This window comes from Micromonospora sp. NPDC049801 (assembly GCF_040656575.1).
In the GTDB taxonomy this organism is placed as follows: Bacteria; Actinomycetota; Actinomycetes; order Mycobacteriales; family Micromonosporaceae; genus Micromonospora.
Genome location: NZ_JBFAMS010000034.1, coordinates 1 through 24,366, shown reverse-complemented (window position 1 = coordinate 24,366; position 24,366 = coordinate 1). Strand labels below are relative to the sequence as shown.

Annotated in this window: 21 protein-coding genes; 6 read left to right on the top strand and 15 right to left on the bottom strand. The window is 70.8% G+C overall.

Annotation, left to right across the window (positions count from 1 at the left end; genetic code table 11):
- Positions 1–108: 108 nt before the first annotated feature.
- From ftsX to pruA, 5 genes are all read right to left on the bottom strand, one after another.
- Positions 109–984: a permease-like cell division protein FtsX gene (gene ftsX / locus AB0I89_RS33190; protein ID WP_355052001.1), complete on the bottom strand. Its 876-nt coding sequence runs from the start codon at positions 982–984 to the stop codon at positions 109–111.
- Positions 985–1,052: 68 nt separating this feature from the next.
- Positions 1,053–1,733: a cell division ATP-binding protein FtsE gene (ftsE, locus tag AB0I89_RS33185; RefSeq protein ID WP_007455859.1), complete on the bottom strand. Its 681-nt coding sequence runs from the start codon at positions 1,731–1,733 to the stop codon at positions 1,053–1,055.
- Between the two features lie 118 nt (positions 1,734–1,851).
- Positions 1,852–2,973 (bottom strand): peptide chain release factor 2, encoded by a 1,122-nt coding sequence (gene prfB / locus AB0I89_RS33180; RefSeq protein ID WP_357134759.1) that lies wholly within the window; start codon positions 2,971–2,973, stop codon positions 1,852–1,854.
- A 172-nt stretch (positions 2,974–3,145) separates the two neighbouring features.
- A complete protein-coding gene (locus AB0I89_RS33175; RefSeq protein ID WP_266249116.1) occupies positions 3,146–3,661 on the bottom strand; it encodes a PadR family transcriptional regulator in 516 nt (171 codons plus the stop codon).
- A 177-nt stretch (positions 3,662–3,838) separates the two neighbouring features.
- On the bottom strand, positions 3,839–5,467 hold the full coding sequence (pruA, locus tag AB0I89_RS33170; protein WP_357134758.1) for an L-glutamate gamma-semialdehyde dehydrogenase: 1,629 nt from the start codon (positions 5,465–5,467) through the stop codon (positions 3,839–3,841).
- A 635-nt stretch (positions 5,468–6,102) separates the two neighbouring features.
- On the opposite strand from pruA, the gene AB0I89_RS33165 reads away from it, so the two are divergent.
- A complete protein-coding gene (locus AB0I89_RS33165) occupies positions 6,103–7,194 on the top strand; it encodes a hypothetical protein (RefSeq protein WP_357134756.1) in 1,092 nt (363 codons plus the stop codon).
- 15 nt (positions 7,195–7,209) lie between these two features.
- Here AB0I89_RS33165 and AB0I89_RS33160 read toward each other — a convergent pair whose 3' ends face one another.
- Positions 7,210–7,719 (bottom strand): hypothetical protein, encoded by a 510-nt coding sequence (locus tag AB0I89_RS33160; RefSeq protein ID WP_357134755.1) that lies wholly within the window; start codon positions 7,717–7,719, stop codon positions 7,210–7,212.
- 203 nt (positions 7,720–7,922) lie between these two features.
- On the opposite strand from AB0I89_RS33160, the gene AB0I89_RS33155 reads away from it, so the two are divergent.
- Positions 7,923–8,150: a helix-turn-helix domain-containing protein gene (locus AB0I89_RS33155; protein ID WP_357134753.1), complete on the top strand. Its 228-nt coding sequence runs from the start codon at positions 7,923–7,925 to the stop codon at positions 8,148–8,150.
- Positions 8,151–8,362: 212 nt separating this feature from the next.
- Complete coding sequence (locus AB0I89_RS33150; RefSeq protein ID WP_357134751.1) at positions 8,363–8,944, top strand: Rv3235 family protein; 582 nt, start codon at positions 8,363–8,365, stop codon at positions 8,942–8,944.
- 169 nt (positions 8,945–9,113) lie between these two features.
- On the opposite strand, the gene secA is transcribed toward AB0I89_RS33150, so the two are convergent.
- A complete protein-coding gene (gene secA, locus AB0I89_RS33145; protein WP_357134749.1) occupies positions 9,114–12,041 on the bottom strand; it encodes a preprotein translocase subunit SecA in 2,928 nt (975 codons plus the stop codon).
- A 168-nt stretch (positions 12,042–12,209) separates the two neighbouring features.
- Here secA and AB0I89_RS33140 point away from each other — a divergent pair, with 168 nt between their 5' ends.
- Entirely contained in the window at positions 12,210–13,361 is a 1,152-nt protein-coding gene (locus AB0I89_RS33140) for a GNAT family N-acetyltransferase (RefSeq protein ID WP_357134747.1), read from the top strand.
- A complete protein-coding gene (locus AB0I89_RS33135; RefSeq protein WP_357134745.1) occupies positions 13,358–14,473 on the top strand; it encodes a GNAT family protein in 1,116 nt (371 codons plus the stop codon). The genes AB0I89_RS33140 and AB0I89_RS33135 overlap by 4 nt, the downstream gene beginning before the upstream one ends.
- Before the next feature lie 62 nt (positions 14,474–14,535).
- Here AB0I89_RS33135 and raiA read toward each other — a convergent pair whose 3' ends face one another.
- The 8 genes from raiA to efeU all read right to left on the bottom strand — a co-directional run bounded on the left by raiA (position 14,536) and on the right by efeU (position 23,957).
- Complete coding sequence (gene raiA / locus AB0I89_RS33130) at positions 14,536–15,162, bottom strand: ribosome-associated translation inhibitor RaiA (protein ID WP_357134743.1); 627 nt, start codon at positions 15,160–15,162, stop codon at positions 14,536–14,538.
- A gap of 247 nt (positions 15,163–15,409) precedes the next feature.
- Positions 15,410–16,117, bottom strand: a complete 708-nt coding sequence (locus tag AB0I89_RS33125) for a ComF family protein (RefSeq protein ID WP_357134741.1) — start codon at positions 16,115–16,117, stop codon at positions 15,410–15,412.
- A 4-nt stretch (positions 16,118–16,121) separates the two neighbouring features.
- Positions 16,122–17,939: an LpqB family beta-propeller domain-containing protein gene (locus tag AB0I89_RS33120; RefSeq protein ID WP_357134739.1), complete on the bottom strand. Its 1,818-nt coding sequence runs from the start codon at positions 17,937–17,939 to the stop codon at positions 16,122–16,124.
- Positions 17,936–19,687 carry an MtrAB system histidine kinase MtrB gene (gene mtrB / locus AB0I89_RS33115; RefSeq protein WP_357134737.1) on the bottom strand — a complete coding sequence of 584 codons (1,752 nt, stop codon included), beginning with the start codon at positions 19,685–19,687 and terminating at the stop codon, positions 17,936–17,938. The genes AB0I89_RS33120 and mtrB overlap by 4 nt, the downstream gene beginning before the upstream one ends.
- 12 nt (positions 19,688–19,699) lie before the next feature.
- The gene (gene mtrA / locus AB0I89_RS33110; protein WP_355052014.1) at positions 19,700–20,389 is read right to left on the bottom strand and encodes an MtrAB system response regulator MtrA; all 690 of its coding nucleotides are present in this window, start codon (positions 20,387–20,389) and stop codon (positions 19,700–19,702) included.
- A gap of 121 nt (positions 20,390–20,510) precedes the next feature.
- A complete protein-coding gene (gene efeB, locus AB0I89_RS33105; protein ID WP_357134735.1) occupies positions 20,511–21,788 on the bottom strand; it encodes an iron uptake transporter deferrochelatase/peroxidase subunit in 1,278 nt (425 codons plus the stop codon).
- Positions 21,789–21,813: 25 nt separating this feature from the next.
- Positions 21,814–22,947, bottom strand: a complete 1,134-nt coding sequence (gene efeO / locus AB0I89_RS33100; RefSeq protein WP_357134733.1) for an iron uptake system protein EfeO — start codon at positions 22,945–22,947, stop codon at positions 21,814–21,816.
- A 23-nt stretch (positions 22,948–22,970) separates the two neighbouring features.
- Complete coding sequence (gene efeU, locus AB0I89_RS33095; RefSeq protein WP_357134731.1) at positions 22,971–23,957, bottom strand: iron uptake transporter permease EfeU; 987 nt, start codon at positions 23,955–23,957, stop codon at positions 22,971–22,973.
- 169 nt (positions 23,958–24,126) lie between these two features.
- Here efeU and AB0I89_RS33090 point away from each other — a divergent pair, with 169 nt between their 5' ends.
- A complete protein-coding gene (locus tag AB0I89_RS33090) occupies positions 24,127–24,276 on the top strand; it encodes a hypothetical protein (RefSeq protein WP_357134730.1) in 150 nt (49 codons plus the stop codon).
- Positions 24,277–24,366: the final 90 nt, after the last annotated feature.

The following is a 24,366-nucleotide window of genomic DNA, read 5'->3' as shown; positions in this document are numbered from 1 at the left end:
GCGGGGGGTGGGGCTGCGTTTGGGGTCTTCCCCCCCCCCCCCCCCCCGCAACGCCGCCGGTCGTCGTCCGGGCCCGCCGCAGGCCGACCAGTTCTTGTGAAACAGGACCTAGACCCGCAGGTAGAAGCGCAGGGTGATCCAGGCGGTGGCGGCGCTGACCAGGCCACCGACGAAGGCCATCAGCGGGAAGATGACCAGGATGTCGCCCCAGCTGATCGGCGACAGCAGACCCTGCAACGCCTTGAGTGACCCGTCGAAGAGCAGATATTTCGCTGCCACCAGCGCCACCAGACCGAGCAGTGCGCCGATCAGACCGGCTACCACGGCCTCCAACACGAACGGCGCCTGGATGAACCAGTTGGACGCGCCGACCAGCTTCATGACCGCCACCTCGCGCCGCTTGCTGTACGCGGCGACCTGGATGGTGTTGGCCACCAGGAGCAGCGCGGCGATCGCCATCACGACCGCGGCGGCCAGGGCGATGTTCTGGATCGCGGTGAGCACGTCGAAGATCTTGTCCAGGAGCCGGCTCTGGTCGACGATCTCGTCGACGCCCTCGGTCTCCTTGTACTGGTCGTAGATGTTCTTGTACTGCTCCGGGTTCTTCAGCTTGAGCCGGAACGACTCCGGAAGCTGATCCGGCTTGACCGCGTTCACCAGGTCCGGCGCGTCCTGGTACATCTCCTGGAACTTCTTGTACGCCTCGTCCTTGTTGACGTAGATGACGTCCTTGACCAGGGGGTCGTTCTTCAGCTTGTCGTTCAGGTCGGTGCGCTGCTGCTCGCTCACCTCCTGGGTCAGGAAGATCGAGACCTCGATGTTCTTGTAGTAGAGGTCCTTCATGTCGTCAACCTGGCGGTACATCAGACCGCTGGCACCGAGCATGGTCAGCGAGACCGCCATCGTGATGATCATCGCGACGGTCATGGTCACGTTGCGCCACAGTCCGACCAGTACCTCGGACAGGACGTATTTCACGCGCATCGGGATTTCCTCCGGGTCTCCGGCATGAGGTGTTCGTCGTCAGGCTGCGAAAGGGGTGAAGCGCCGGCTCACCCGTAGACGCCGCGGGCCTGGTCACGCACGATGCGGCCGCTCTCGATCTCGATGACGCGGCGGCGCATCTGGTTCACGATGTTGGAGTCGTGCGTGACCATCACGACGGTCGTGCCGGTGCGGTTGATCCGGTCCAGCAGACGCATGATCTCGATCGAGGTGTCCGGGTCCAGGTTTCCGGTCGGCTCGTCCGCCAGCAGGATCAGCGGACGGTTCACGAACGCCCGGGCGACGGCGACCCGCTGCTGCTCACCACCGGAGAGCTCGTGCGGATAGCGATGCTCCTTGCCACCGAGCCCGACCAGCTCCAGCACCTCCGGCACGACCCGGCGGGCGACCGCCTTGGTCTTGCCGATCACCTCGAGAGCGAACGCCACGTTCTCGTAGGCGGTGCGGTTCGGCAGCAGCCGGAAGTCCTGGAAGACGCAGCCGATCGAACGCCGGAAGTGGGGTCGCTTCCAGGAGCGCATCGACGTGACGTCCTTGCTGTTGACGATGACGCGTCCCTTGTTGGGGGTCACCTCGTGCAGCAGCATCTTGATGATGGTGGACTTGCCGGAGCCGGATGGACCGATGAAGAAGACGAACTCGCCCTTCTCGATCGAGACGGACACGTTGTCGAGCGAAGGCCGGGACGCCTTCGGGTACGTCTTCGTCACTTGCTCAAGCTGAATCACGGGTGGTGAGTCTACGCGGTGTAACAACTGAGCCAAGCCCCACGCCCCGCAGTTGGGGCGCGCGTCGTCGAATCAGGCTCTCACCTGGAGATCGATGACGCGCTCCGCCCACGCATCGTTACGCACTGTCGCTGGCGAGCTGCCGCTGCTTACGCCAACGGATACCGGCCTCGATGAAACCGTCCAGCTCGCCATCGAAGACGGCGCTCGGATTGCCGGTCTCCTGCTCGGTTCGGAGATCCTTCACCATCTGATACGGGTGCAGGACGTACGAGCGCATCTGGTCGCCCCACGAGCCGGCGGCGTTCTCCTTGAGGCCCTCCAGCTTGGCCTGTTCCTCCTGGCGCTTGCGCTCCAGCAGCCGTGCCTGGAGGACCCGCAGCGCGGAGGCCTTGTTCTGCAGCTGGGACTTCTCGTTCTGGCAGGTCACCACGATGCCGGTGGGGATGTGGGTGAGTCGGACCGCCGAGTCGGTGGTGTTGACGCTCTGCCCACCGGGGCCCGAGGAGCGGTAGACGTCGGTCCGGACCTCGTTCTCCGGGATGTCGATGTGGTCGGTCTGCTCGGTGACCGGCAGCACCTCGACGCCCGCGAAGCTGGTCTGCCGGCGGCCCTGGTTGTCGAACGGGCTGATCCGGACCAGCCGGTGGGTGCCCGACTCGACGCTGAGCGTGCCGTAGGCGTAGGGCACCTTGACGGCGAAGGTGGCCGACTTCAGGCCCGCCTCCTCGGCGTACGAGGTCTCGTAGACCTCCGTCGGGTAGCCGTGCCGCTCGGCCCAGCGCAGGTACATCCGCAGCAGCATCTCGGCGAAGTCCGCCGCGTCCACACCGCCCGCGCCGGCCCGGATGGCCACCAGCGCCTCCCGGGAGTCGTACTCGCCGGAGAGCAGGGTGCGGACCTCCATCTCCTGGATGGATTTGGTCAGCCCGGTGATCTCCGCCTCGACCTCGGTCAGCACACCGGGGTCGGACTCGGCCTCGGCCAACTCCAGCAGCACCCGGGCGTCGTCGAGCTGGGAGCGCAGACTGCCCAGCTTGCTGATCTCGCCGTTGACGTACGACAGCTGCGAGGTCACCTGCTGAGCCTTGGCCTGGTCGTCCCACAGGTCGGGGGCGGACGCCTCCTGCTCCAGGCGGGCCTTGTCCTCGTGCAGCCGGTCCAGATTGAGGACGGCCTCGATGTTGCGCAGGGTCGCGTCGAGTTCCTTGAGCTGTTCGGCGTAATCGGCAGCGGTCACGACAGACAAGCGTACTGCGCGGACGAGGAGTGAGCTTGCGAGCCCCGCAGGTCCGCGCCAAATAAACTCCGCGCGGACGAGGAGTGAGCTTGCGAGCCCCGCAGGTCCGCGCCAAATAAACTCCGCGTTCCGGAAGCCGTAGCCCGTTCCGTGTCCGTGAAACCGCCGACGGTCACCCGGCGGGGGCGGACTTCAGCCAGGACAGGGCCGCCCGGTGGTAGGCGACGGCGAACTCCAGCGCGCTGGCGTCGTACGTCTCGCCGTCCCGTTTGGCGTTCTTGACCTGCTCCCGGACCTGGGCGAGGGCCTCGGTGTGGTATTCGTTGGCCGAGGCGTACAGGCTCTTGAGCTGGCTGGACGAGTGGAGGTTGCCGAAGGCCATCCGGAGCGCGATCGGGTTGCGGATGGTGTCCCGCCCCGGGTTCTCCGCCAGCCAACGGGAGAACGTCCGTTTCCCGCTGGCGGTGAGCGCGTACGGCTGGCTCATTCGGGGGCCCGGCTTGCCGAGCCGTACGTAGCCCCGCTCGGCCAGGACCGGCAACTCGCGGTAGACCTGACTACGGGTCATCGACCAGTAGGGCGCCAGCCGGCGCTCTGCGGCGGCCATCAACTGGCCGCCTGTCATGGGACCCTCGTGGAGCAGCCCGAGAAGGGCCGCCGCCGTGGGGTTGACTCCGGATTCCGCCATGCCCGTTACGCTGCCACTTTGCGCTGCCGGCGTCCAGGATTTGGCGGTTTGCCACCCAAGAAGGACTTCCTAAGTGCACTGTCGGCGACAGACTGTCCATAGAGGACTATCGATGGACCGCCGGTGAAAGGAAGGGCCCCTTGTTATGCACCAGGCGTTAACAAGGGGCCCTTCCTTTCAGCCCATGTGGGGGTACGTGTGGTCGGTCGGCGGCACGAAGGTCTCCTTGATCGTGCGCGGCGACACCCAGCGCACCAGGTTGAGCCAGGAGCCCGCCTTGTCGTTGGTACCGCTGGCGCGGGCCCCACCGAAGGGCTGCTGCCCGACGACCGCGCCGGTCGGCTTGTCGTTGATGTAGAAGTTGCCGGCCGCGTACCGCATGCGCTCGCCGACCGCGTCGACGACCCGGCGGTCGGTGGCGAACACCGACCCGGTCAGCGCGTACGGGGCGATCGACTCGGCCTGCGCGACCACCTCGTCGAAGCGGGCGTCGTCGAACACGTGGACGCCGAGGATCGGCCCGAAGTACTCGGTGGTGAACGTCTCGTGCGCGGCGTCGGAGCACTCGAAGAGCGTCGGCCGGACGAAGTAGCCGACCGAGTCGTCCGCCGTGCCACCGGCCAGCACCCGGCAGCTGTCGTCACCGTTGATCAGCTCCAGCGCCGCAGTGTGCCGGGCGAACGCCTTGTCGTCGATCACCGCGCCACCGAAGTTGCCGAAGTCGGCCACGTCGCCGTAGGTCAGCGAGTCGGCGGTCGCGGCCAGACGGTCACGCAGGCCACCTTCCCAGATCGAGCGCGGCACGTACGCCCGCGAGGCGGCCGAGCACTTCTGACCCTGGTACTCGTACGCGCCGCGGATCAGCGCGGTGTGCAGGGCGTCCACGTCGGCGCTGGTGTGCGCGACCACGAAGTCCTTGCCGCCGGTCTCGCCGACCAACCGCGGGTAGCCCCGGTAGCGCGCGATGTTGTCGCCGACGGTCTTCCACAGGTGCTGGAACACCTTCGTCGAACCGGTGAAGTGGATACCGGCCAGGTCCGGGTCGGCGAGCACGACATCGGACACCTCCTCGCCCCGGCCGGTCACCATGTTGATCACGCCGGGCGGCAGGCCGGCGGCCTCGAAGAGCCGCATGGTGAAGTGTGCGGCGAACTGCTGGGTCGGGCCCGGCTTCCAGATCACGGTGTTACCCAGCAGCGCCGGCGCGGAAGGCAGGTTGCCGGCGATGGCGGTGAAGTTGAACGGGGTGACCGCGTAGACGAAGCCCTCCAGGGGCCGGTGGTCGAAGCGGTTCCACACGCCGGGCGACGACGCCGGCTGCTCCTCGAGCAGACGCCGTGCGAAGTGCACGTTGAAGCGCAGGAAGTCGATGAACTCGCAGGCCGAGTCGATCTCCGCCTGGATCGCGGTCTTCGACTGGCCGAGCATGGTGGCGGCGTTGAGGGTGTCCCGCCACGGGCCGGCGAGCAGTTCGGCGGCGCGCAGGAAGATCGCGGCGCGCTCCTCGAACGGCAGCGCCCGCCACATCGGCGCGGCGTCCTTGGCCGCCTTGATCGCGGCTCGGGCGTCGTCGTGCGAGGCGTGCGCGGTCACGCCCAGCACGTGCGCGTGCTTGTGCGGCTGCACCACGTTGATCGGGTCGCCCGCCGCCATCCGCTGCTGCCCGCCGATGGTCATCGGCAGGTCGATGCGCTCGGCGGCCAGCTCGGTCAGCCGCCGCCGCAGCCGCTCCCGGTCTGCGCTGCCCGGCTCGTAGTTGCGGACCGGCTCGTTGCGCGGCTCGGGAACGGAGAACACGGCATCCATCAAGGCTCCTGGCGATCTCGACAGCGGTGGCGAAACCGGACCCGCGGGCACCGACCGGATAGTCGGACACCGGACGCCGCGCGGGGTAGCCGAGCAGCGGCGGGACCTCCCGCGATTGTTTCACGCGTCGGTGCTGGCCCTGCCGCCGCCGTCACTGCCTGGCTCAGGACCGACTGGCCCTTCTCTCCTTACCGGTCGCGGCTCGCTGTGCGGCTCGCCGTGCGGCTCGCCGTGGTGGGGCTGGGGCGACCGTCCCCGGCTCCGGGCGGTCAGGCTTGATCCCTCCGCCGGGGACGCTCGCCCCAGCCCCGACGTTGGTTGCCGTCCGCGCGCCCGTCGCTGTTCTTCGGGGGTACGCCTTGACGCGCCCTGGGGTACGCCTTGACGAGCCCTGGGGTACGCCTTGACGCGCTGCCCATCCTGCGAACTCGACGCGCCGCCCGTCCTGCGGAGCTGCAGCCGTGCCCTACCCCTGGGGCGTTCGACGGCGCTCGACTTGTCCTGATGGCTCGACTGGTCCCAATGGTCGGCTGTGGCGGGCCGGCGTACCCCGGGGGGTGTGGCTCGTTCTCTGCGGGGCGTGGGGGTCCGCGTACCCTGAATGGTCGGTGACCTGGCGCCTCGAAGGGGAGACGATGACCAAGCAGCCCGGCCGCGACTCAGCCGCGGAGTCGGACCAGCCGGCGGTCGACGCGACCAGCCCGACCGGCCGGTCCCTCCCGGCGCCCGGAGCGGCGGTCCTCGCGCTGCTGGCGCTCGGCTGGCTGGCCGCCATGCTCTGGTCGACCCGGCAGGCCATCACCTCGGCGGCGGCCGGCATCACCGCGATAAGCCTGTCCGCGTTCGCCCTGCCCGGCGTGATCTCGGCCGCGCTCGTGGCCGGCGCGGCCACCGCGCTGGCCTTCGGCAACCTGCTGTCCCGCCGGTACGGCGACGGGACCACGCTGCGTTTCGTCGGCGCGATCGGGGCCGGGATGGTGGTCGGGCTGCTCGCCGCGGTGGCGATCAACCTCACCTACTTCGACACCTCGACCACGAACGTGATCGCCGGCACCACCGCGGCCGCCGCGATCATCGGCGGGGCGATCGCGGGCGCCCGGACCGCCCCGGCGGTCGGTGCGGTGGTGAGCGCCGCGCTGGGCACGCTGGTCTTCGTAGTGGCGTTCAGCCGTGCCCGGGACCCGCTGTTCGACCTCTTCGGCGCGGGCGACACCCAGCAGTCGCTCGTCGGCGCGGCCAAGTGGGTGTCCCGCACCGAGTCGCTCCTCGGCGGCCTGGTCGCCGGACTACTCGCCTTCGGTTACCTCACCTGGGCGCGGCGTCGAGCCCTGCGGCGTGATCCGCAGACACGCGCGCTGCGCTGGCCGGCGTACCTGCTCGCGGGCGCCGGACCGGGCCTGCTCCTGCTGCTCGCCGAAGTGATCATCCGGATCGGCGGCCGCTCACTGCTGGACCTGGCCAGCGCGCTCAGCGAGGCGGACGCGGTGGCGCAGACGTCGCTGGGCACCTCGCGGGTGGACAACGGCATCTGGGTGCTGTTCGTGGGGGCGCTGGCCGCGCTCGTGGCGTTCGGCCGAACGCTCGGCCCAGCACAGATCGACGACGAGCCGGCCTCGACCGGCCGACCCGGCACCGGGCCGGCGACCACCGCGAGCGCCACCGGCGACGTCGACGAGGACGAGCCGGACACGGCGGTCCGGGAGGCGGACGCCGACCCGGCCCGCTGAGACGCGTGCGGCTGCTCAGCCGGCGGCGCGCAGCAGGATGTCCAACTCCGTCACGTCGTACCACTCAAGCTCGTGATCCTCGGCGCCGTCGACGGTGAACTGCGCGTCCGGGTCACCGGCGGCGGCCTCGGTCACCACGTCGGCCGCTGCGGCGACCTCTTCGACGGCGTCCGTGCCGTCCACGTGGATCGCCGCGACAGCCCCCACCGGCACGGTGTCGGTCAACGTCACCAGGCTGGAGCCCAGCTCGCCGTCGCCACGACCGAGCGCGGCGGGCGACAGATCGACCGAGACGACCACGCGGCGGCGTGGCGCGGCCGGATCCTCCCGGAGCAGGTGCAGCGCGTCCTGGGCGGCCCGGGTGAACGCGACGTACTCCAACTCCTCCTCGTCGCCCTCGGCGTACCACTCGCGCAGCGCGGGCGTCACCGCGTGCGCGGTGTCGGCGGTCAGCCCCTCCTCGCGCAGGCGGGCCAGCATGGGTACGGTCGCCGGCACGTACACCCGGACAAGCTCGTCGGTCACCGGTCGTCTCCCCGCTCGATTCCGTGCCGGCGGTAGCCGGCACGGGCGCAGATCATGCCGCACGCCGTGACCGTCATACACCTCGCCTCCGGCCGGTGGAAGTTTCCCGCCGGTGTGTCCGCCACCGATGGCCGCGGCGATGTTGGGTGGTGAGCCCTGTCGGTGGCAAACTGAGGCAAACGACGTCAACCCCGGGAGTTCCTGTGGAGCCGAGGTTCCTGCTGCTCTCCGACGTGGCCGCCGAGCTGAACGTGTCGGACTCGCAGGTCTACCACATGGTCCGCAGCGGGGAGCTGCCGGCGATCAAGGTCGGTGGGCGCGGTCAGTGGCGGGTCGAGCGGGCCCGACTGGAGGAGTACATCGCGCAGAAGTACGCCGAGACCGCCGACTGGGTACGCGAGAACCCCCTCGTCGACCGCGACCCCGAGTAGCCACGCCCGGCCCTCCGCTCGGTGATCCACTCCAGATCACCGATGTCGCGCCGTTCGATCGGCCCGGATACCACCACCTCCGCGAACCCGAGTCGATCATGCAGATGCGCGGCCCATTCGCCGCAGGCGCCATTGACCGGGGCCACTCCATGTCCGAGAATCTAGTTAGTCGGAGGCAAACGAAGGCAAACGCAAGATCACGGGAGGCAGCGATGAGCGAGCGGCGACCCGGAGTCTCCCGACCACCCGTGCGCCTGCGTCCCGTCCCGCCCATCGACCCGCCGTACCAGGACGAGACGTACTGGCCGGGGCCGACCCACGGTCAGCTCGCCCTCGACCTCTTCGCCTCGACACGACCGGATCCCGTCCGGCCCGCGGTGCGCCGCACGGCCCCACGCCGTACGCCCGCGCATCCGGCCAACCAGCCGGGCACTCCCCTGCCCCCGACGACGGCGCCCGAGGCCACCCGGGCCGCGCACCGCTTCGTCGGCACCTGCCTTGAGGTGGTCAACGGCTACCGCTCGCCGGCACAGGTACGCCCTCTGCTCGACCCGGGCCGGGCGACCGACCTGCTCACCGAACTCGCTCGGGCCAGCGGGCGGGCCGGGCCGGCGCGGCGTCGGGCGACCCGGCCGGCACTGCGGCTCACCCGGCTGCGGGTCTGCGAACCTCGCGAGGCAGCCGTGGAGGCAGCCGCCGTGGTGAGTGGCCCTGGTGGCCGCAGCTGGGCCATGGCGGTACGCCTGGAGCACCGGCGGGGCCGCTGGCTGTGCACCGCCCTGCAGGTCCTCTGACCGCGTTGATCAGCTCGACGTCCAGGAAAGCGCGGCATCAACCGGCCGTTGACACACCGACTTCCCGGAAGCGGAGTCGATCTCACTCCCGGGCCAGACGCCGACCGGGGCCGGAGACGCCGATGGGCCCCGGCCTTGTCGGCCGGGGCCCATCGGGACGCGGTGTCGGTCAGTTGCCGCCGTTGGGTGCGCCGTGGCAGCGCTTGTACTTGCGACCCGAACCGCACGGGCACGGCGCGTTGCGGGACGGGCCGTTGCCGGCGTCGGCCTGGTTGGCGGCCGGACGCCGGGACCCCGCCGACGGGAGCGTCGGGCCGCGCAGCCCCGAGGCCGGCCGCTGCGGGGCGGACGGTGCGCCCTGCCCGGGTGCCGCCGGAGCGCCCTGGGCCGGGCGGCCCACGCCGAGCGCCGGCGCCTGCTGCTGCTCCTGTTCGAAGGCGACAGCACCGGGGCTGGCCTCGCCGTCGATGGTCGGAGCGGAGTACTGCAGACCCTGCCGCTGCGGCGCGCGGTTCAGACCCTTGGCCCGGATCTCCACCGGCTTGTCGAGCAGCGTGACCTCTTCCGAGTCGGCTTCGGGCTCCGGCTCGGTGACCTGGACGTCCACGTTGTAGAGGAAACCGACGGTCTCCTCCTTGATGCCTTCCATCATGGTGGCGAACATGTCGAAGCCCTCGCGCTGGTACTCCACCACCGGGTCGCGCTGGGCGTACGCCCGGAGGTTGATGCCCTCCTGGAGGTAGTCCATCTCGTACAGGTGCTCGCGCCACTTGCGGTCGATCACCTGGAGCAGCACCATCCGCTCGAGCTGGCGCACCCCTTCGGTGCCGAGCTGCTCCTCGCGGCGGTCGTACGCGGCGTTGGCGTCATCCTTGAGGCGGGCGACGAGGAAGTCGGCGTCCATACCGGCCCGCGAGCCGCCGGCCTCCTCCTCCAACTCCTCGATCGTCACGCCGACCGGGTAGAGCTGCTTGAGGCTGGACCAGAGCTGCTCAAGGTCCCAGTCCTCGCCGTAGCCGTCCGAGGTGGCACCCCGCACGTACGCCTCGACGGTGTCGTCGATCATGTTGCGGACCTGGTCGGACAGGTCCTCGCCGTTGAGCACCCGCAGCCGCTCGGCGTAGACGACCTGGCGCTGCTTGTTGAGCACCTCGTCGTACTTCAGAACGTTCTTGCGGATCTCGGCGTTCTGGCCCTCGATCTGGGCCTGGGCGCTCTTGATCTGGCGGGTGACCATCTTCGACTCGATGGGCACGTCCTCCGGGATGTTGAAGCGCTCCATCACGGCCTCGACCGCGCCGGCCCGGAAGCGGCGCATCAGCTCGTCCTGCAGGGACAGGTAGAACCGGGACTCGCCCGGGTCGCCCTGCCGGCCGGCACGACCGCGCAGCTGGTTGTCGATCCGCCGGGACTCGTGCCGCTCGGTGCCCAGCACGTACAGGCCACCGGCGGCGGCGACCTCGTCCGCCTCGGCGTCGCAGGCCTGCTTCCAGGTGGGCAGGACCTCCTCCATCGCCTTGGCGTAGTCCTCCTCGTTCTCCAGCGGGTCGAGACCGCGCTGGCGCAGCTCGTTGGCCGCCAGGAACTCGGGGTTGCCGCCGAGCAGGATGTCGGTGCCGCGGCCGGCCATGTTGGTGGCGACGGTGACCGCGCCCTTGCGCCCGGCCTGGGCGACGATCTCCGCCTCACGGGCGTGGAACTTGGCGTTCAGCACGTTGTGCGGGATGCCCCGGCGGCGCAGCAACTGGGAGAGGATCTCCGAGTTTTCCACCGAGACGGTGCCGACCAGCACCGGCTGGCCCATCTGGTGCCGCTCGGCGATGTCCTCGATGACGGCGTTGAACTTGGCCTTCTCCGTCTTGTAGATGACGTCCGGCCGGTCCTCACGGACCATCGGGCGGTGCGTCGGAATGCTCACGACGCCGACCTTGTAGACCTTGTTGAACTCGCTCGCCTCGGTCTGCGCCGTACCGGTCATCCCGGACAGCTTGTTGTAGAGGCGGAAGTAGTTCTGGAGGGTGATGGTGGCCAGGGTCTGGTTCTCCTGCTTGATCTCCACCCCCTCCTTGGCCTCGATCGCCTGGTGCATGCCCTCGTTGTACCGACGGCCGTGCAGGATGCGACCGGTGAACTCGTCGACGATCAGGACCTCACCGTCGCTGACGATGTAGTCCTTGTCGCGCTTGTAGAGCTCCTTGGCCTTGATGGCGTTGTTGAGGTAGCCGACCAGCGGGGTGTTCACCGACTCGTACAGGTTGTCGATGCCGAGCCGGTCCTCGACCTTGGCGACGCCGCGCTCGGTGACCGCGATGGTGCGCTTGGAGTGGTCGACCTCGTAGTCGCCCTCGCCATCCGTGCCGGGCTGGAGCCGGGCCACCACGCCCGCGAACTCGCCGTACCAGCGGGCCGAGTGCTCGGCCGGGCCGGAGATGATCAGCGGGGTGCGCGCCTCGTCGATCAGGATCGAGTCGACCTCGTCGACGACCGCGAAGTTGTGGCCCCGCTGCACCAGCTCGTCCTTCGACCAGGCCATGTTGTCGCGCAGGTAGTCGAAGCCGAACTCGTTGTTGGTGCCGTAGGTGATGTCGCACTCGTAGGCGGCCTTGTGCTCGGCGGCCGGCCGGTTGGGCAGCACCACGCCGACGGTCAGCCCGAGGAACTCGTGCACGCGACCCATCCAGGCCGCGTCGCGCTGGGCGAGGTAGTCGTTGACGGTGACCACGTGCACACCGTCGCCGGAGAGCGCGTTGAGGTAGACGGCCATGACCGAGGTCAGCGTCTTACCCTCACCGGTCTTCATCTCGGCGATGTTGCCGAAGTGCAGCGCCGCGCCGCCCATCACCTGGACGTCGTACGGCCGCTGGCCGAGCACCCGGGCGGCCGCCTCACGGGCCACCGCGAACGCCTCCGGCAGCAGGTCGTCGAGGGTTTCACCGTCGGCGAGCCGCTCGCGGAACTGCTCGGTCATGCCGCGCAGCTCCTCGTCGGTGAGGTTGACGTAGTCGTCCTCGATCGAGCTGACGGCGGCGGCGATGGCCTTGAGCCGGCGCACCATGCGGCCCTCGCCCGCGTTAAGGACCTTTTCCAGAATCGACACGGATCAACGCTCCCCTAGACAGTCTCGAACCATCGTAGGCGCAACATCGGCGCGATGGTCACTGGTGGCGGTGGTCCGCTCCGCCGAACCCGACATAACACGCGCACGGGCCGCGCCCGGGACGTTATCCGGTTACGCCCAGGGCGAACGTTCCGGCACGATGCACGGGTGGAGCCTGTGGAGATCATCGAGGACGGCGTCCTGCTGCGGCCCTGGCGGGAGGCGGACGCCGACGACGTCTACCGCGCCTGCCAGGACCGGGACATTCAGCGTTGGACCACCGTACCGCGCCCGTACCTTCGCGAACACGCCCACGATTTCGTCACGCGGCTGAGCCCGCGAGCATGGGCGGACGGCATCAGGGCGCCGTTCGCCGTCTGCGACGCGGCCAACGGCGACCTGCTCGGCTCGTGCGGGCTGATCTCCATCGACGACGCCGGCACCGGCGAGATCGGCTACTGGACGGCCCCGTGGGCGCGCGGCCGGGGGGTGACCGTGCGGGCCACCCGGGCGGTGTCCCGCTGGTCCTTCGAGAAGCTGGGGCTGCGCCGGCTGCTGTGGCAGGCGGAGGTGGGCAACCACGCCTCCCGGCTGGTCGCGCTGCGGGCCGGGTTCCGGATCGACGGCCGGGTACGGCGGGCGAACCCGGCGCCGGAGGGCGGCGTGGACGGCTGGATCGGCACACTGCTGCCCGGCGAGGTACCCGAAGCAGGGTCGACCGGGCCGGCCGCCCGAGGCACCCTGGCGGCACGCCGGGCCGCTGTCTTCGGTCGCCCACAGCCGACGCTGTTCGCCACCTCGGCCGGCAACGAGCTACGACTCCGACCGATGGAGGAGCGCGATCTCGACGCCGTGGTGCAGACCTGCCGGGACCCGGAGACGATCCGGTGGACCACGGTTCCGGACCCGTACGACCTCTCCGACGCGCAGGGCTACCGGGGTTACGCCCAGGATGCCTGGGCACGGGGAGATTCCGCCTGCTTCGTGATCGCCGACCCGGACGACACCTACGTCGGCACTCTGGACCTGCGGCTCTCCCCCGCCGACCCGCTACTCGGGGACGTGGGCTTCATGGTCGCCCCGGCGGCACGCGGGCGGGGGTACCTGCCGGCCGCGCTCCTCGCGCTCAGCGCCTGGGGCTTCACGGCCCTCGGCCTGGCGCGCATCGAATGGAAGGCGAACGTGGGCAACACCTCCTCCCGGCGGGCCGCCGAAAAGGCGGGCTTCACCTTCGAGGGGACCGCCCGGGGCGGGGTCCAGCACCGAGGTGAACGGATCGACGCCTGGGTGGCCGCGCTGCTCGCCGAGGACCTGACGTGACGGTCCCGCCGCCGGTCGTCGAGGCACACGGGGTACGGCTGCGGCCGTTCCGCGCCGACGACATCGCGGACCTGGTCGACGGGTGTGCGGACCCGCTCAGCCAGCGGTTCGTGTCCACCATGCCGTCCCCGTACACCGAGGTCGACGCCCGCTCGTGGGTGGAGGCCGGCGCGCCGGCGGTCTGGGCCGGCGGCGGCGCCGCGTACGCCATCGCGGACCCGGCCACCGACCGGCTGCTCGGCGCTACCGGGTTGAGCAACCCGATGCCCGCCCGGAGTCAGGCGGACATCGGCTACTGGCTGCGGCCGGCCGCGCGGGGACGCGGACTGGCCGTCGCCGCGACCCGCGCGCTGAGCGAGCACGCCTTCGACACCGGAACGCGGCGGCTGGAGCTGCACACCGAGCCGGAGAACGCGGCCAGCCAGCGCGTCGCGCTGGCCGCCGGCTTCCGCTACGAGGGCCTGCGGCGGTCCGCCGGTCAGGACCGGAACGGCAGACGGTACGACCTGCTGACGTGGGTACGCCTCGCCGAGGATCCGCCCGGCCCGACCCCTCGGCTGCTGCCGGACCTGCCCGACGGGATGCTCACCGACCAGGTGGTGGCGCTGCGCCGGCTCGCGCCGCAGGACGCGGAGATGATGTACGGGCTGCACAGCCGGTCGGAGGTGGTCGCCAACCAGGCGCCGCCGGTGCCGCCGACGCGGGAGTCGATCGAGCGGCGCTGCCGGCTGGCCGAGAGCGCGTGGCTGACCGGCGACATCGCCCGGCTCCTCATCGTCGACGTGGCCACCGGCGAACCGGCGGGCAGCTGCGGACTGTCGTACACCGAGGTGACCAGCGGGGAGGGGTCGATCGGCTACGCGCTGCTCCCCCGGTGGCGGGGGCACGGCTACGCCACCAGGGCGGTCCGGCTGCTCGCGGCCTGGGCGTTCGGGCCGGCCGGCCTCGCCCGGCTGACGGCCGGCACGGTGCCGGAGAACACCGCCTCGCACCGCGTGCTGGAGCGGGTCGGCTTCCAGCGCGAGGGCCTGCAACGGGGGCGTCTGCCCGGCCTGGCGGGCACTCGCCTCGACGACCTGACCTTCGCCCTGCTCCCCGCCGACCTGGGCTGACGGAGCACGGGGGCCGTGACGGACGACCGCCACGACCCCCGCGCTCGACGGGTCGAACCGCCTCAGGTGTCGAGGGAGATGATGCCGTAGTCGTAGGCGTGACGTCGGTAGACGACGCTGGGGCGGCCGGTCTCCTTGTCCTGGAAGAGGTAGAAGTCGTGGCCGACGAGTTCCATCTGGAACAACGCGTCGTCGATGGTCATGGGCTCGGCCGGGTGAACCTTCTCCCGGGCGAGGTGCCACGGCTGGTCGTACTCCTCCTCGACGCGCTCCGCGACGGCGGTGCCGGCGCGGGCGTTCGACGCGGACAGCGGGGCGGCCACCAGGTCGGTGACCGGCAGGTCGGCGGTGGCGGCGGCCACGGAGATCGGCGCGTGCCGACCACGGTGTACGCGCCGGCGGTCCGCCGCGCGGCGTAGCCGGGTGTCGAGTTTCGCGATGGCGGCGTCGAGCGCGCTGTAGAAGTCGTTCGTGCAGGCCTCGGCCCGGATTACCGGACCACGCGAGACGCAGGTGATCTCCACCCGCTGGCAGTGGTCGGCCTGGCGCGGATTGCGCTCGTGAAACAGCTCGACATCGATGCGAATAATCTTGTGGTCGTAACGTTCGACCTTTGCGAGTTTCTCGGCTACGTGTACCCGGTAATGGTCCGGCACTTCGACGTTGCGGCCCTTGACCACGATGTCCACGTGACCTCCTTTGTTCGGACGTCTTCGATCCGGTTTCTCCCGGTCGTGCGCCTCAGGAAGACCCGCTGGCGTCGACCGGTCAGTACGGCTACGCCTCCTCTCACCGCCCGGGGCGGGATGGAACGACCTCCTACCCCCGACAGCGAAACGCTAACTCCTGTTCGCCCGGCAGTCACCCCTTGTTGCCAAGACCGCCCGGTATTTTTCGCACCTCATACACCAACGGGTGAAACGGAAACACGGTCTGTTACAAACGGAGTCTTTTCTCGGTTGCGGCGAGAACCGCGGCGACACCCGGTCGCCATCCGGTCGCGGTCAGCACCCGGGCCGCCGCGGCCAGTGTCACGCCGGTCGTGACGATGTCGTCGAGCAGCACCACGGCGGGCCCACCGTCCGACGGGCGCGGCCCATCCGACGCGCCGGAACGGGGGCGGAACGCCGCCTCGGCGGCCGCCGCACGGCCCGCGCTGTCCAGGGTCACCGAGTCGGGCCGGGGCAGGGCACGCAACGGCCGGTGCACCCGTACGGGCCAGCCGCACCGGCCCAGCCGGGCCGCGCAGTGCCGGGCCAGCCGGTCCAGGTGGTCGCCGTAGCGGCCACGCGCCGCAGCCGCGGTGTCCGGCACCGGCACCAGCGCCAGCGGACGCACCTCGCCGACCGCCGCCGCGACCACCTCGGCCAGCAGCGCGCCGAGCGGACGGGCCAGACCGTGCCGGCCGTGTTCCTTGTACGCCAGCAGCGCCTCCCGTAGCGGACCGTCGTACGGGCCGAGGGCGACGCAGCGCGGCAGGCCGGCCGGGGCGGGGGTGGGGCGGGTCACCCGGGGACGCAGCGCGCTCAGCGCCGCGACGCAGGAGGGGCAGACCCCCTGCCGCATCCGTTGGCGACGCTCCCGGCAGCCGGCGCAGTCAGCGGGGAGGACCAGGTCGGCGAGGTCCGCCCAGAGCCCGCGCACGACGTCAGTAGAGGAAGAACGGAGCCGACGGGTTGCTCGGGCGGACTCCGGCCGGCGGCGTGGGGACATCGCGGACCTGCTCGGGCGCGATCCGTTCGAACGGGCTGCTGCGGTACGCGACCTTGTTGGCCTCGTACATGTACGACCCGGTGGGCACGCGCACACTGCGGTTGGTGGGGTACGCCGTCAAATGGTTGACCTTGGCGCCGACATCGGTGCGCAGCGGCGTCTCCAGGGCGCCGTCCACGCTGATCTCGTAGATCGCCGGCTGGCCCGCCGAGCCGGCCACCACCAGCCGGTCCTCCCCGATCCAGTCCACCGCGGTCAGGTTCGTCAACGAGGTGACCAGCGCCCGGGGCGGGCCGATCGACACCCCGCTGCCGGAGCCGTCGAGGTTCAGCGCCGCGACGTAGAGCCGCCCACCGGCGATCAACGCGACCCGCTGACCGTCCAGCGCGGAGGCGACCGCGGTGACCTCCGGCGAGGGCAGGTTGAGCGGCACCTCGGCCATCCCGGCGGCCTCGTCGAAGCGGTAGAGGCGACCGTCGGCCACCACCAGCCCCTGCGCGGGACGCGTGTCGACGGTACGCAGCCAGACCGGGCGCCCGATCGAGGCGTACTCCCCGGCGCTGCGGCCGAGGGTGGCCACCGTGTCCGCCCCCGTGCCCACCGCGAGTCGCTGCCGGTCCTTGCCCCCGGTCACCACCAGCGCGGCGAGCACCCGGTTGACGCCCCGCGCGAGACCGGCCGACACGATGCCGCGGTTGACCTCCGGCGTGAGGGGCACCGCGCCGCTGGGCTCGCCGGCGAAGTCGAGCGGGCGGATCGCGCCCTCGTAGACGCCGTACCGCTGCGGCTCCTCCCGGACGGGGTAGAGCTGCTGGGCCGTCCGAAGCTCGTCGAGGTCCCGCACGGGCTGGGAGTTGTTCCTGATCTTCAGCTCCAGCTCGCCCGGCAGGTCACCCAGCGACCAGGCGAGCTGCGTCATCACCTGGTCGATCCGGCTCTGGTCGTCGCCGGACATGTCCAGGTTGACTTCCCACCGGTTGTTCGCGCCGGTGGCGTTGTTGATCAGCTCGGTGCCGTCCGGCAGACCGACGACACCCGGCCGCAGCCAGTCGGACGGGCCGCCGACCAGCCACCGCACGACCTCGTTGACACGGCGCTCGTCTGGCACCGCGTACGGCAGGTAGCGCTGGTCGGGCACGAGCCGGGTGCGGTCGGAGCTCCAGAAGTAGATCGACTCGTCCTGGTAGTACTGCTGGAGGGCGACGTCGCTGAGCAGCAGCACGCTCGGCGGGTCGAGCAGGTACTGGCCGGCGCGCTCGTCGCTGCCGGCGCCGCCGAGGGCCGCGCTGCGCAGCCGGAACTCGTACTGGGTCTCGGTCGCGACCGGGGGCGCCAGGGTGCCGTTGGTCCGCAGCACGCCGATCTGCTGCACCGTGATCTTGACGGTCGTGGTGGAGTCGCTGTTGAAGGTGAAGACGGTCTCGCGCAGCCGCACCACGTTCAGCGCGACCTCGCTGCCCTTCTTGTCCTGCAGGCGGGGCCGGTGTTCGGGGGCGATGAACGCCTTCACCCGCTCGTACGCCCGGTCCGGCTCGCCAGCGGCGGCGGACAGGAAGTTGCGCACGAAGGCCGCGTTGTCGCTGCCGCTGGCGGCCCGCGACGGGGGCTCGCTGCTGCGGCCGTTGCTCGATCCGGCCTCGGTCGCAGTGCCGGCCTTGCCGTCGACCCGCACGTCGGAAGAGGCCGGGATGCCGCAACCGGCACTGAGGAGCAGCGCCGCGCCGAAAGCGCCGAGCAGTGGTCGAGCCCTCACGATCGCACCTCCTCCCGCTCGCCGCTGTCGGTCGGCGCCGGGCCGATCGCCAACGCTCCGCCGCTGCCCGGTCCGATGGCCAGGGGGCCGCCGTCGCGTGGGCCGCCGAACGGCAGCGCCGCGTCGGCGGGCACCAGCCGCAGCGGCGAGGTGGTGAGCCGGTCGCCGGCGCGGGCCGGCAGGGTGAGCCGGAACTGGGCGCCCTGACCGGGCGCTCCCCAGGCCTCCAGCCAACCACCGTGCAGACGGGCGTCCTCCAAGCTGATCGACAGGCCCAGCCCGGTGCCGCCGGTCTGGCGGGCCCGCGACGGGTCCGCCCGCCAGAACCGGTTGAACACCAGCTTCTCCTCGCCCACCTTCAGCCCCACCCCGTGGTCGCGGACGGTGATCGCCACGGCGGTCTCGTCGATGCCGAGGGTGATCAGCACCGGCCGGGCCTCGCCGTGCTCGACGGCGTTGCCGACCAGGTTGCGCAGCACCCGCTCCACCCGGCGGGGGTCGACCTCGGCGATCACCGGGGTGCTGGGCAGGTCCAGCTCGATCTCCACGCCCACCCGCTCGGCCAGCCCGGCCAACCGGTCGACGACCCGGTGCACCACCGGCACGAGGTCGGTCGGCTCGGCGTCCAGCATGGCGAAGCCCGCGTCGAACCGGCTGATCTCCAACAGGTCGGTGAGCAGTTCCTCGAAACGGTCCAGCTCGGCCTGGAGCAGCTCGGCGCTGCGCGCCACCGCGGGATCGAACTCGTCGCGCTCCGCGAAGATCAGGTCGGCGGCCATCCGGACCGTGGTCAACGGAGTCCGCAGCTCGTGCGACACGTCGGAGGTGAAGCGGCGCTGCAACCGGGACATCTCCTCCAGGCGCAGGATCTGCCGCTGCAGGTTGGTCGCCATCTGGTTGAACGAGGCGGCCAGCAACGCGAGGTCGTCCTCGCCGTTGACCACCATCCGCTGGTCGAGGAGGCCGGCGGAGAGCCGCTGGGCGGTCCGCGCGGCGACCCGGACCGGGTTGACCACCAGCCGGGTGACCAGTGCGGCGAGCAGCCCCAGCAGGATCACCAGGGCGATGCCGGTGCCGACCACGGTCGCCCGGGCGTCGGCGGCGGTGTCGTCCTGACGGGTCAGCGGCACCAGGTAGTAGAGCTCGATCTGCCCGAAGCGGGTCGGCACCGGCGAGCCGTAGACCAGGAACTTCGTCGGCTCGCCGGTGAGCCGCCCGGTCTGGATCTGGCTGGCCACCTTGCCGCTGGCGACCGCGGCCCGCAACTCCTTGCTGATCAGGGGCTGGACGTTGGCCGCCGGCGCGGTGCGGGTCTGGATCATCGTCGGGTAGTCGGCGGCGGTGATGGCCACCACCACGCCACTGGTCTGCTGGGGGTCACCCCCGGCCAGGTAGTTGACCGTGCCCTCGATGGTCTCCTGGAGCTGCGCCTCCTGCGGCTGGCCGTAGAGGGAGACCTGCTTGGCCGCGTACCCGGCGCCGCCCTTGAGACGCAGCTGGACGTCGGTGCGCGCGTTGTCGAGCAGGATCGTCGTGATCTTGTCAGCGATCAGGTAGGCGAACCCGCCCACCAGCAGGCTGGAGGCGACCAACGTGATGGTGACCACCCGGACCTGGAGTGAACGCCGCCAGGTCTGGTGCGCCCGGGCCAGCAGCCGCGCGACCCGGCCGCTCAGCACACGCCAGACCTCCCGACCGGCAGCGAGCCGGCGGGCTGTGGTGTTCTGCGGGGGCGGCGAGGTCGACACAGTGCGACCAGGCTATCCGGTGCCCGCCTTGTAGCCCACGCCCCGCACGGTGAGGATGATTTCCGGCCGCTCCGGATCTGGTTCGATCTTGGCGCGCAGCCGCTGCACGTGCACGTTGACCAGTCGGGTGTCGGCCGCGTGCCGGTAGCCCCAGACCTGCTCCAGCAGCACCTCGCGGGTGAAGACCTGACGCGGCTTGCGGGCGAGCGCGACCAGCAGGTCGAACTCCAGCGGCGTCAGCTTCACCTCCTCGTCGTTGCGGCTGACGGTGTGGGCGGGCACGTCGATGCTGATCTGGTTGCCGGGCGGCCCGATGGTCAGCATCTCCGGTGCGACGTCCTCGCCACGGCGCAGCCGGGCCCGCATCCGGGCCACCAGCTCCTTGGGCTTGAACGGCTTGACCACGTAGTCGTCGGCGCCGGATTCGAGCCCGAGGACGACGTCCACGGTGTCGCTCTTGGCGGTCAGCATCACGATCGGCACGCCGGACTCGGCACGAATCGACCGGGCCACGTCGATACCACTCATTCCGGGCAACATGAGGTCGAGCAGGACGATGTCCGGACGACTGTCACGAAACGCGGCCAACGCCCGCTCGCCATCGGCCACGAACGAGGGCAGGAAACCCTCACTGCGCAGCACGATGCCGAGCATCTCGGCGAGTGCGGGGTCGTCGTCGACCACCAGGACCCGGGCTCTCATGGGATTAATATTGCATCCCCGTTCAGTTCGGTGGGACCGGCGTCACCCGGCACGGACAGCCTCATGATCCCCCCTCGACGCGGTCCGCCGCCACCACAGCTCGGACGGGTCGCGTCGCCGGTCAGCCGAAGAGCACCCGGCCCCAGTGGTCGCCACCGTCGCGTACGCCGGGCGGGCAGGCGAACAGGCCGCTGGAGACGTGCCGCAGGTACTCGTTCATCACGTCGTGGCGGGCCAACTGGGTCTGGATCGGCACGAACTGCTTGCGCGGGTCCCGCTGGTACGCGATGAAGAAGAGACCGGCGTCGAGCCGGCCGAGACCGTCCGAGCCGTCGACGAAGTTGTAGCCCCGGCGCAGCAGGTGCGCGCCGTTGTTGCGGCTCGGATGGGCGAGGGCGACGTGGGCGTGCTCGGCGATCAGCGGCTTGCCGTCGTCACCGCGCGCCGCGAAGTCCGGCTCGTCGAACTCCTTGCTGCGCCCGAGCGGGGCGCCGCTGCCCTTGGTCCGGCCGACGATCTCCTCCTGCTCGGTGAGCGAGGTCCGGTCCCAGGTCTCCACGAGCATCCGGATCTTGCGGGTGACCAGGTACGACCCGCCCGTCATCCAGTCCGGCCCGTCGCCGGGCTGCACCCACAACTGGTCGCGCAGCAGGTCGGTCTCCTCGGCCTTGAGGTTGGCCGTGCCGTCCTTGAAGCCGAACAGGTTGCGGGCGGTCGCCTGGTCGCGGGAGGTCGACGACGTACGACCGAAGCCGAGCTGCGACCAGCGGACGCTGACCACACCCATGCCGATCCGCGCGAGGTTGCGGATCGCGTGCACCGCCACCTGGGGATCGTTGGCGCACGCCTGCACACACAGGTCGCCGCCGGAGATCGGGGCCTGCAACGCGTCGCCGGGGAACTTCGGCAGCTCCGCCAGCGCGGCCGGGCGGCGGTCGGCGATACCGAACCGGTCCCGCCCGTCCGCGTCGCGGAACAGCGTGGGCCCGAAGCCGATGGTCAGGGTGAGCTGCGACGGCGGGAGGCCGAGCGCTTCGCCGGTGTCGTCCGGCGGGGCCTCGGGCATCCCGCCGACCGCCCCGAGGACACCGGCGTCCCGGCCGGCGGTCATCCGGGCGGCGGCGGCCGTCCACTCTTCGAGCATCGCGACCAGGCGGGCCCGGTCCTTCGTGATGACGTCGAAGGCGACGAAGTGCAGCCGATCCTGCGCGGGGGTGACGATGCCGGCCTGGTGCTCGCCGAAGAACGGCACCGCGCCCGCCGGGTGGTCGCTGGCCGCCGCCGGACCACGCGAGTCGCCGACCAGCGCGCCCGCGCCGGCGGCGACGCCCGCGACTCCGGCCACCCCGGCGCCGGCGAGCGTGATAGCCCGCCGACGGGTCAACCTGCGTACGCTCATCGACTCGACTCCCCCTGCGTCCCGGTCACTTCGCGACGACTGCGGCGACCTTGCTGATCGGCTCGGCGAGCGCGTTAATGCCGTCCGAGAGTTCCTTGAGCTCGGCCTTGCTCAACGCGGTGTGCAGCTTCCACCCGTCGCCGTCGCGGTGCTTGCCGAGCTGCGCCTCGACGTTCGCGAACTCGGTGTCGAGCTGCTTGACCAGCTCCGGCGAACGCTGCTCCAGCGCGGGCCGAAGGGCCGAAAGGGCCGCCTTGGAACCTTCCAGGTTGGCGGCGAAGTCCCACAGGTCGGTGTGCGAGTAGCGGTCCTCCTCGCCAGTGATCTTGCCGCTGGCAACCTCGTCGAGCAGCTCCTTCGCGCCGTTGGCGAGCTGCAACGGGGAGAGCTTCTCGGCGTTGGCCTTCGCCACGATCTCCTTGACGTCGGCCAGCAGCCGGTCGGCGATCGGACCGTCCTTGCTGATGTCGCCGGACTGCCAGAGGTCCTTCTCGATCCGGTGGAAGCCGGTGAACTCCATCCCCTCCTCGATGACCTCCTCGCGGCCGTCGATCTTGGGGTCGAGGTCGCCGAAGATCTCCGCCACCGGCTCGATCCGCTCCCAGTAGGTGCGCGCGACCGGGTACAGCGTCTTGGCCTTCGCCACGTCGCCGGCCTTCACGGCGGCGACGAAATCCTCGGTCTTCTCCAGCAGCGCCCCGGTCTGGCTCTTGACGTAGCGCTGGTAGTTGTCGGTGGCGCCGGCCAGGGCGGCGTCGGCGGTAAGCGGCTGCGCGGACCCGCTGACCTTGAGCGCGCCCCGGATGCCCTTGCCGCTCATGCCCGGCTTGCAGGCCGTCTCGTACGTGCCGGCGGGCAGCTCGACGTGCAGCTCACGGCTCAACCCGGGCGCGATGTTCTCCACCTCGCCCATGACCCGGTCGCCGGAGGCGTACACGTAGAACTCGGTGACCTTCGCGCCCGAGTTGGTGATCTTGAAGGTGGCCGTTCCGGCGCCGAGGTCGGTCGTGGCGACGTCGCAGGCCGTGTCGGTGGCCTTGACCACGATCGGGCCGCCCGCCGCGTCCGACTTATCGCTGTCGGCCTTGGAACAGGCGGCGACGCCGGCCGTCGCCAGCACGCCGGCAGCGGCCAGCGCGAAGAATCGGGTGGTACGCATCTGTGCTGTCTCTCCTCGTGGGGTCAGGCACGCTGCGGCGCGGATGCCGCCTCTGCCTCGGCGCCGGTGTCGGCCCCGCGTTCGGTGACGGTGGTGGTGGACGGCGACGTGCGCTCGGACGCCTCGACACCGGGCCCCGAGGCCGCGGCCGGCGCCGGCGTGGCGGGCGCCGCCGGGCCCGTCGTGGCCGCGCCCGATGCCGGGGTACGGCGGGTCGGGCGAAGGAAGAGCAGCAGGACGGGTACGGCGTACCCGATCCAGGCGATGGTCTCGAGCACGGTGGGCGCGGGGGTCACGTTGAACATGCCGGCCAGCAGCGCCGCGTACCAGGTGGTCGGGTCGAGCACGGCGGTGATGTCGAACGCCAGGTCGCCGAGGCCGGGCAGGACACCGGCCTCCTGGAAGTCGTGCACGCCGTACTTGAGGATGCCGGCGGCGACCAGGATCAGCAGCGCGCCGGTCCAGGTGAAGAACTTGCTGAGGTTGATCTTGAGGGCGCTGGCGTAGAGCAGCACGCCGAGGACCACGGCGGTCACGATGCCGCCGATGAGCGCGAGCAGCGGCCCACTGTCCCCGGCCGCGCCCTGAGCCGCGGAGTAGAAGATCAGCGCGGTCTCCAGGCCCTCGCGGATCACGGCGAGGAAGGCCATCCCGGCGACGGCGAGCGACCCGACGGCGAGCGCCTCGGTCAACTTGCCGCGGAGTTCACCCGCGATGGTGCGGGCCGCCTTGCGCATCCAGAAAATCATCCAGGTGACGAACACCACGGCGGCGACGGAAGTGATCGCCTCGAACAGCTCGCGATCCTCGGAACGCGCCAGCAGCGAGGTCGAGGTGTACTCGATGAGCCAGCCGAACAGCACGGAGAGCGCGACGGCCAGGCCGACGCCCGCCCACACCTGGGGCAACCGGTCCCGGCGCTGCGACTTCACCAGGAAGGCGACCAGGATGCTGACCACCAGGGTCGCTTCCAGGCCCTCCCGCAGGCCGATCAGGTAGGTGGCGAACATCCCCGCTCCGTGTTCATTAGGCACGCCTTCACTAACTTAGGGCAGCCATACCTTCCTCCAGTTCAGCAGCCTCGTCAAGTTGTTCATGGCAAGCTCACTCTTCCCGTGACCTGGCCTTCGACGCCCCGCCGCACGCCGTACACCGACCGGCCGTGCGAGGATCCCCGTCGTGAAAGCCTTCCTGCCGTGGCTGGCGGTGCTGGCCGTGGTGATGCTGCTCAGCGCGCTACGCCAGCGGACCCTGGCCACCGTCGTGTCGCTGGCCTGGCTGGCCTGGTGCGCCTGGACCTGGCTACGCCCCACCCGCCGCCGCAACTAACCCGCGCCCCGCGCCCCGCGCCCCGCGCCCCGCGCCCCGCGCCCCGCGCCCCGCGCCCCGCGCCCCGCGCCCCCCGCCCCGCGCCCCGCG

Bases quoted from the DNA above. Each gene is read 5' to 3' on its own strand.
- AB0I89_RS33150 (WP_357134751.1), top strand. From the start codon at position 8,363: ATGAGCGAGCGGCGACCCGGAGTCTCCCGACCACCCGTGCGCCTGCGT.
- AB0I89_RS33165 (WP_357134756.1), top strand. From the start codon at position 6,103: ATGACCAAGCAGCCCGGCCGCGACTCAGCCGCGGAGTCGGACCAGCCG.
- pruA (WP_357134758.1), bottom strand. From the start codon at position 5,467: ATGGATGCCGTGTTCTCCGTTCCCGAGCCGCGCAACGAGCCGGTCCGC.
- efeB (WP_357134735.1), bottom strand. From the start codon at position 21,788: ATGAGCGTACGCAGGTTGACCCGTCGGCGGGCTATCACGCTCGCCGGC.
- ftsX (WP_355052001.1), bottom strand. From the start codon at position 984: ATGCGCGTGAAATACGTCCTGTCCGAGGTACTGGTCGGACTGTGGCGC.
- mtrA (WP_355052014.1), bottom strand. From the start codon at position 20,389: ATGAGAGCCCGGGTCCTGGTGGTCGACGACGACCCCGCACTCGCCGAG.
- AB0I89_RS33175 (WP_266249116.1), bottom strand. From the start codon at position 3,661: ATGGCGGAATCCGGAGTCAACCCCACGGCGGCGGCCCTTCTCGGGCTG.
- efeO (WP_357134733.1), bottom strand. From the start codon at position 22,947: ATGCGTACCACCCGATTCTTCGCGCTGGCCGCTGCCGGCGTGCTGGCG.
- efeU (WP_357134731.1), bottom strand. From the start codon at position 23,957: ATGTTCGCCACCTACCTGATCGGCCTGCGGGAGGGCCTGGAAGCGACC.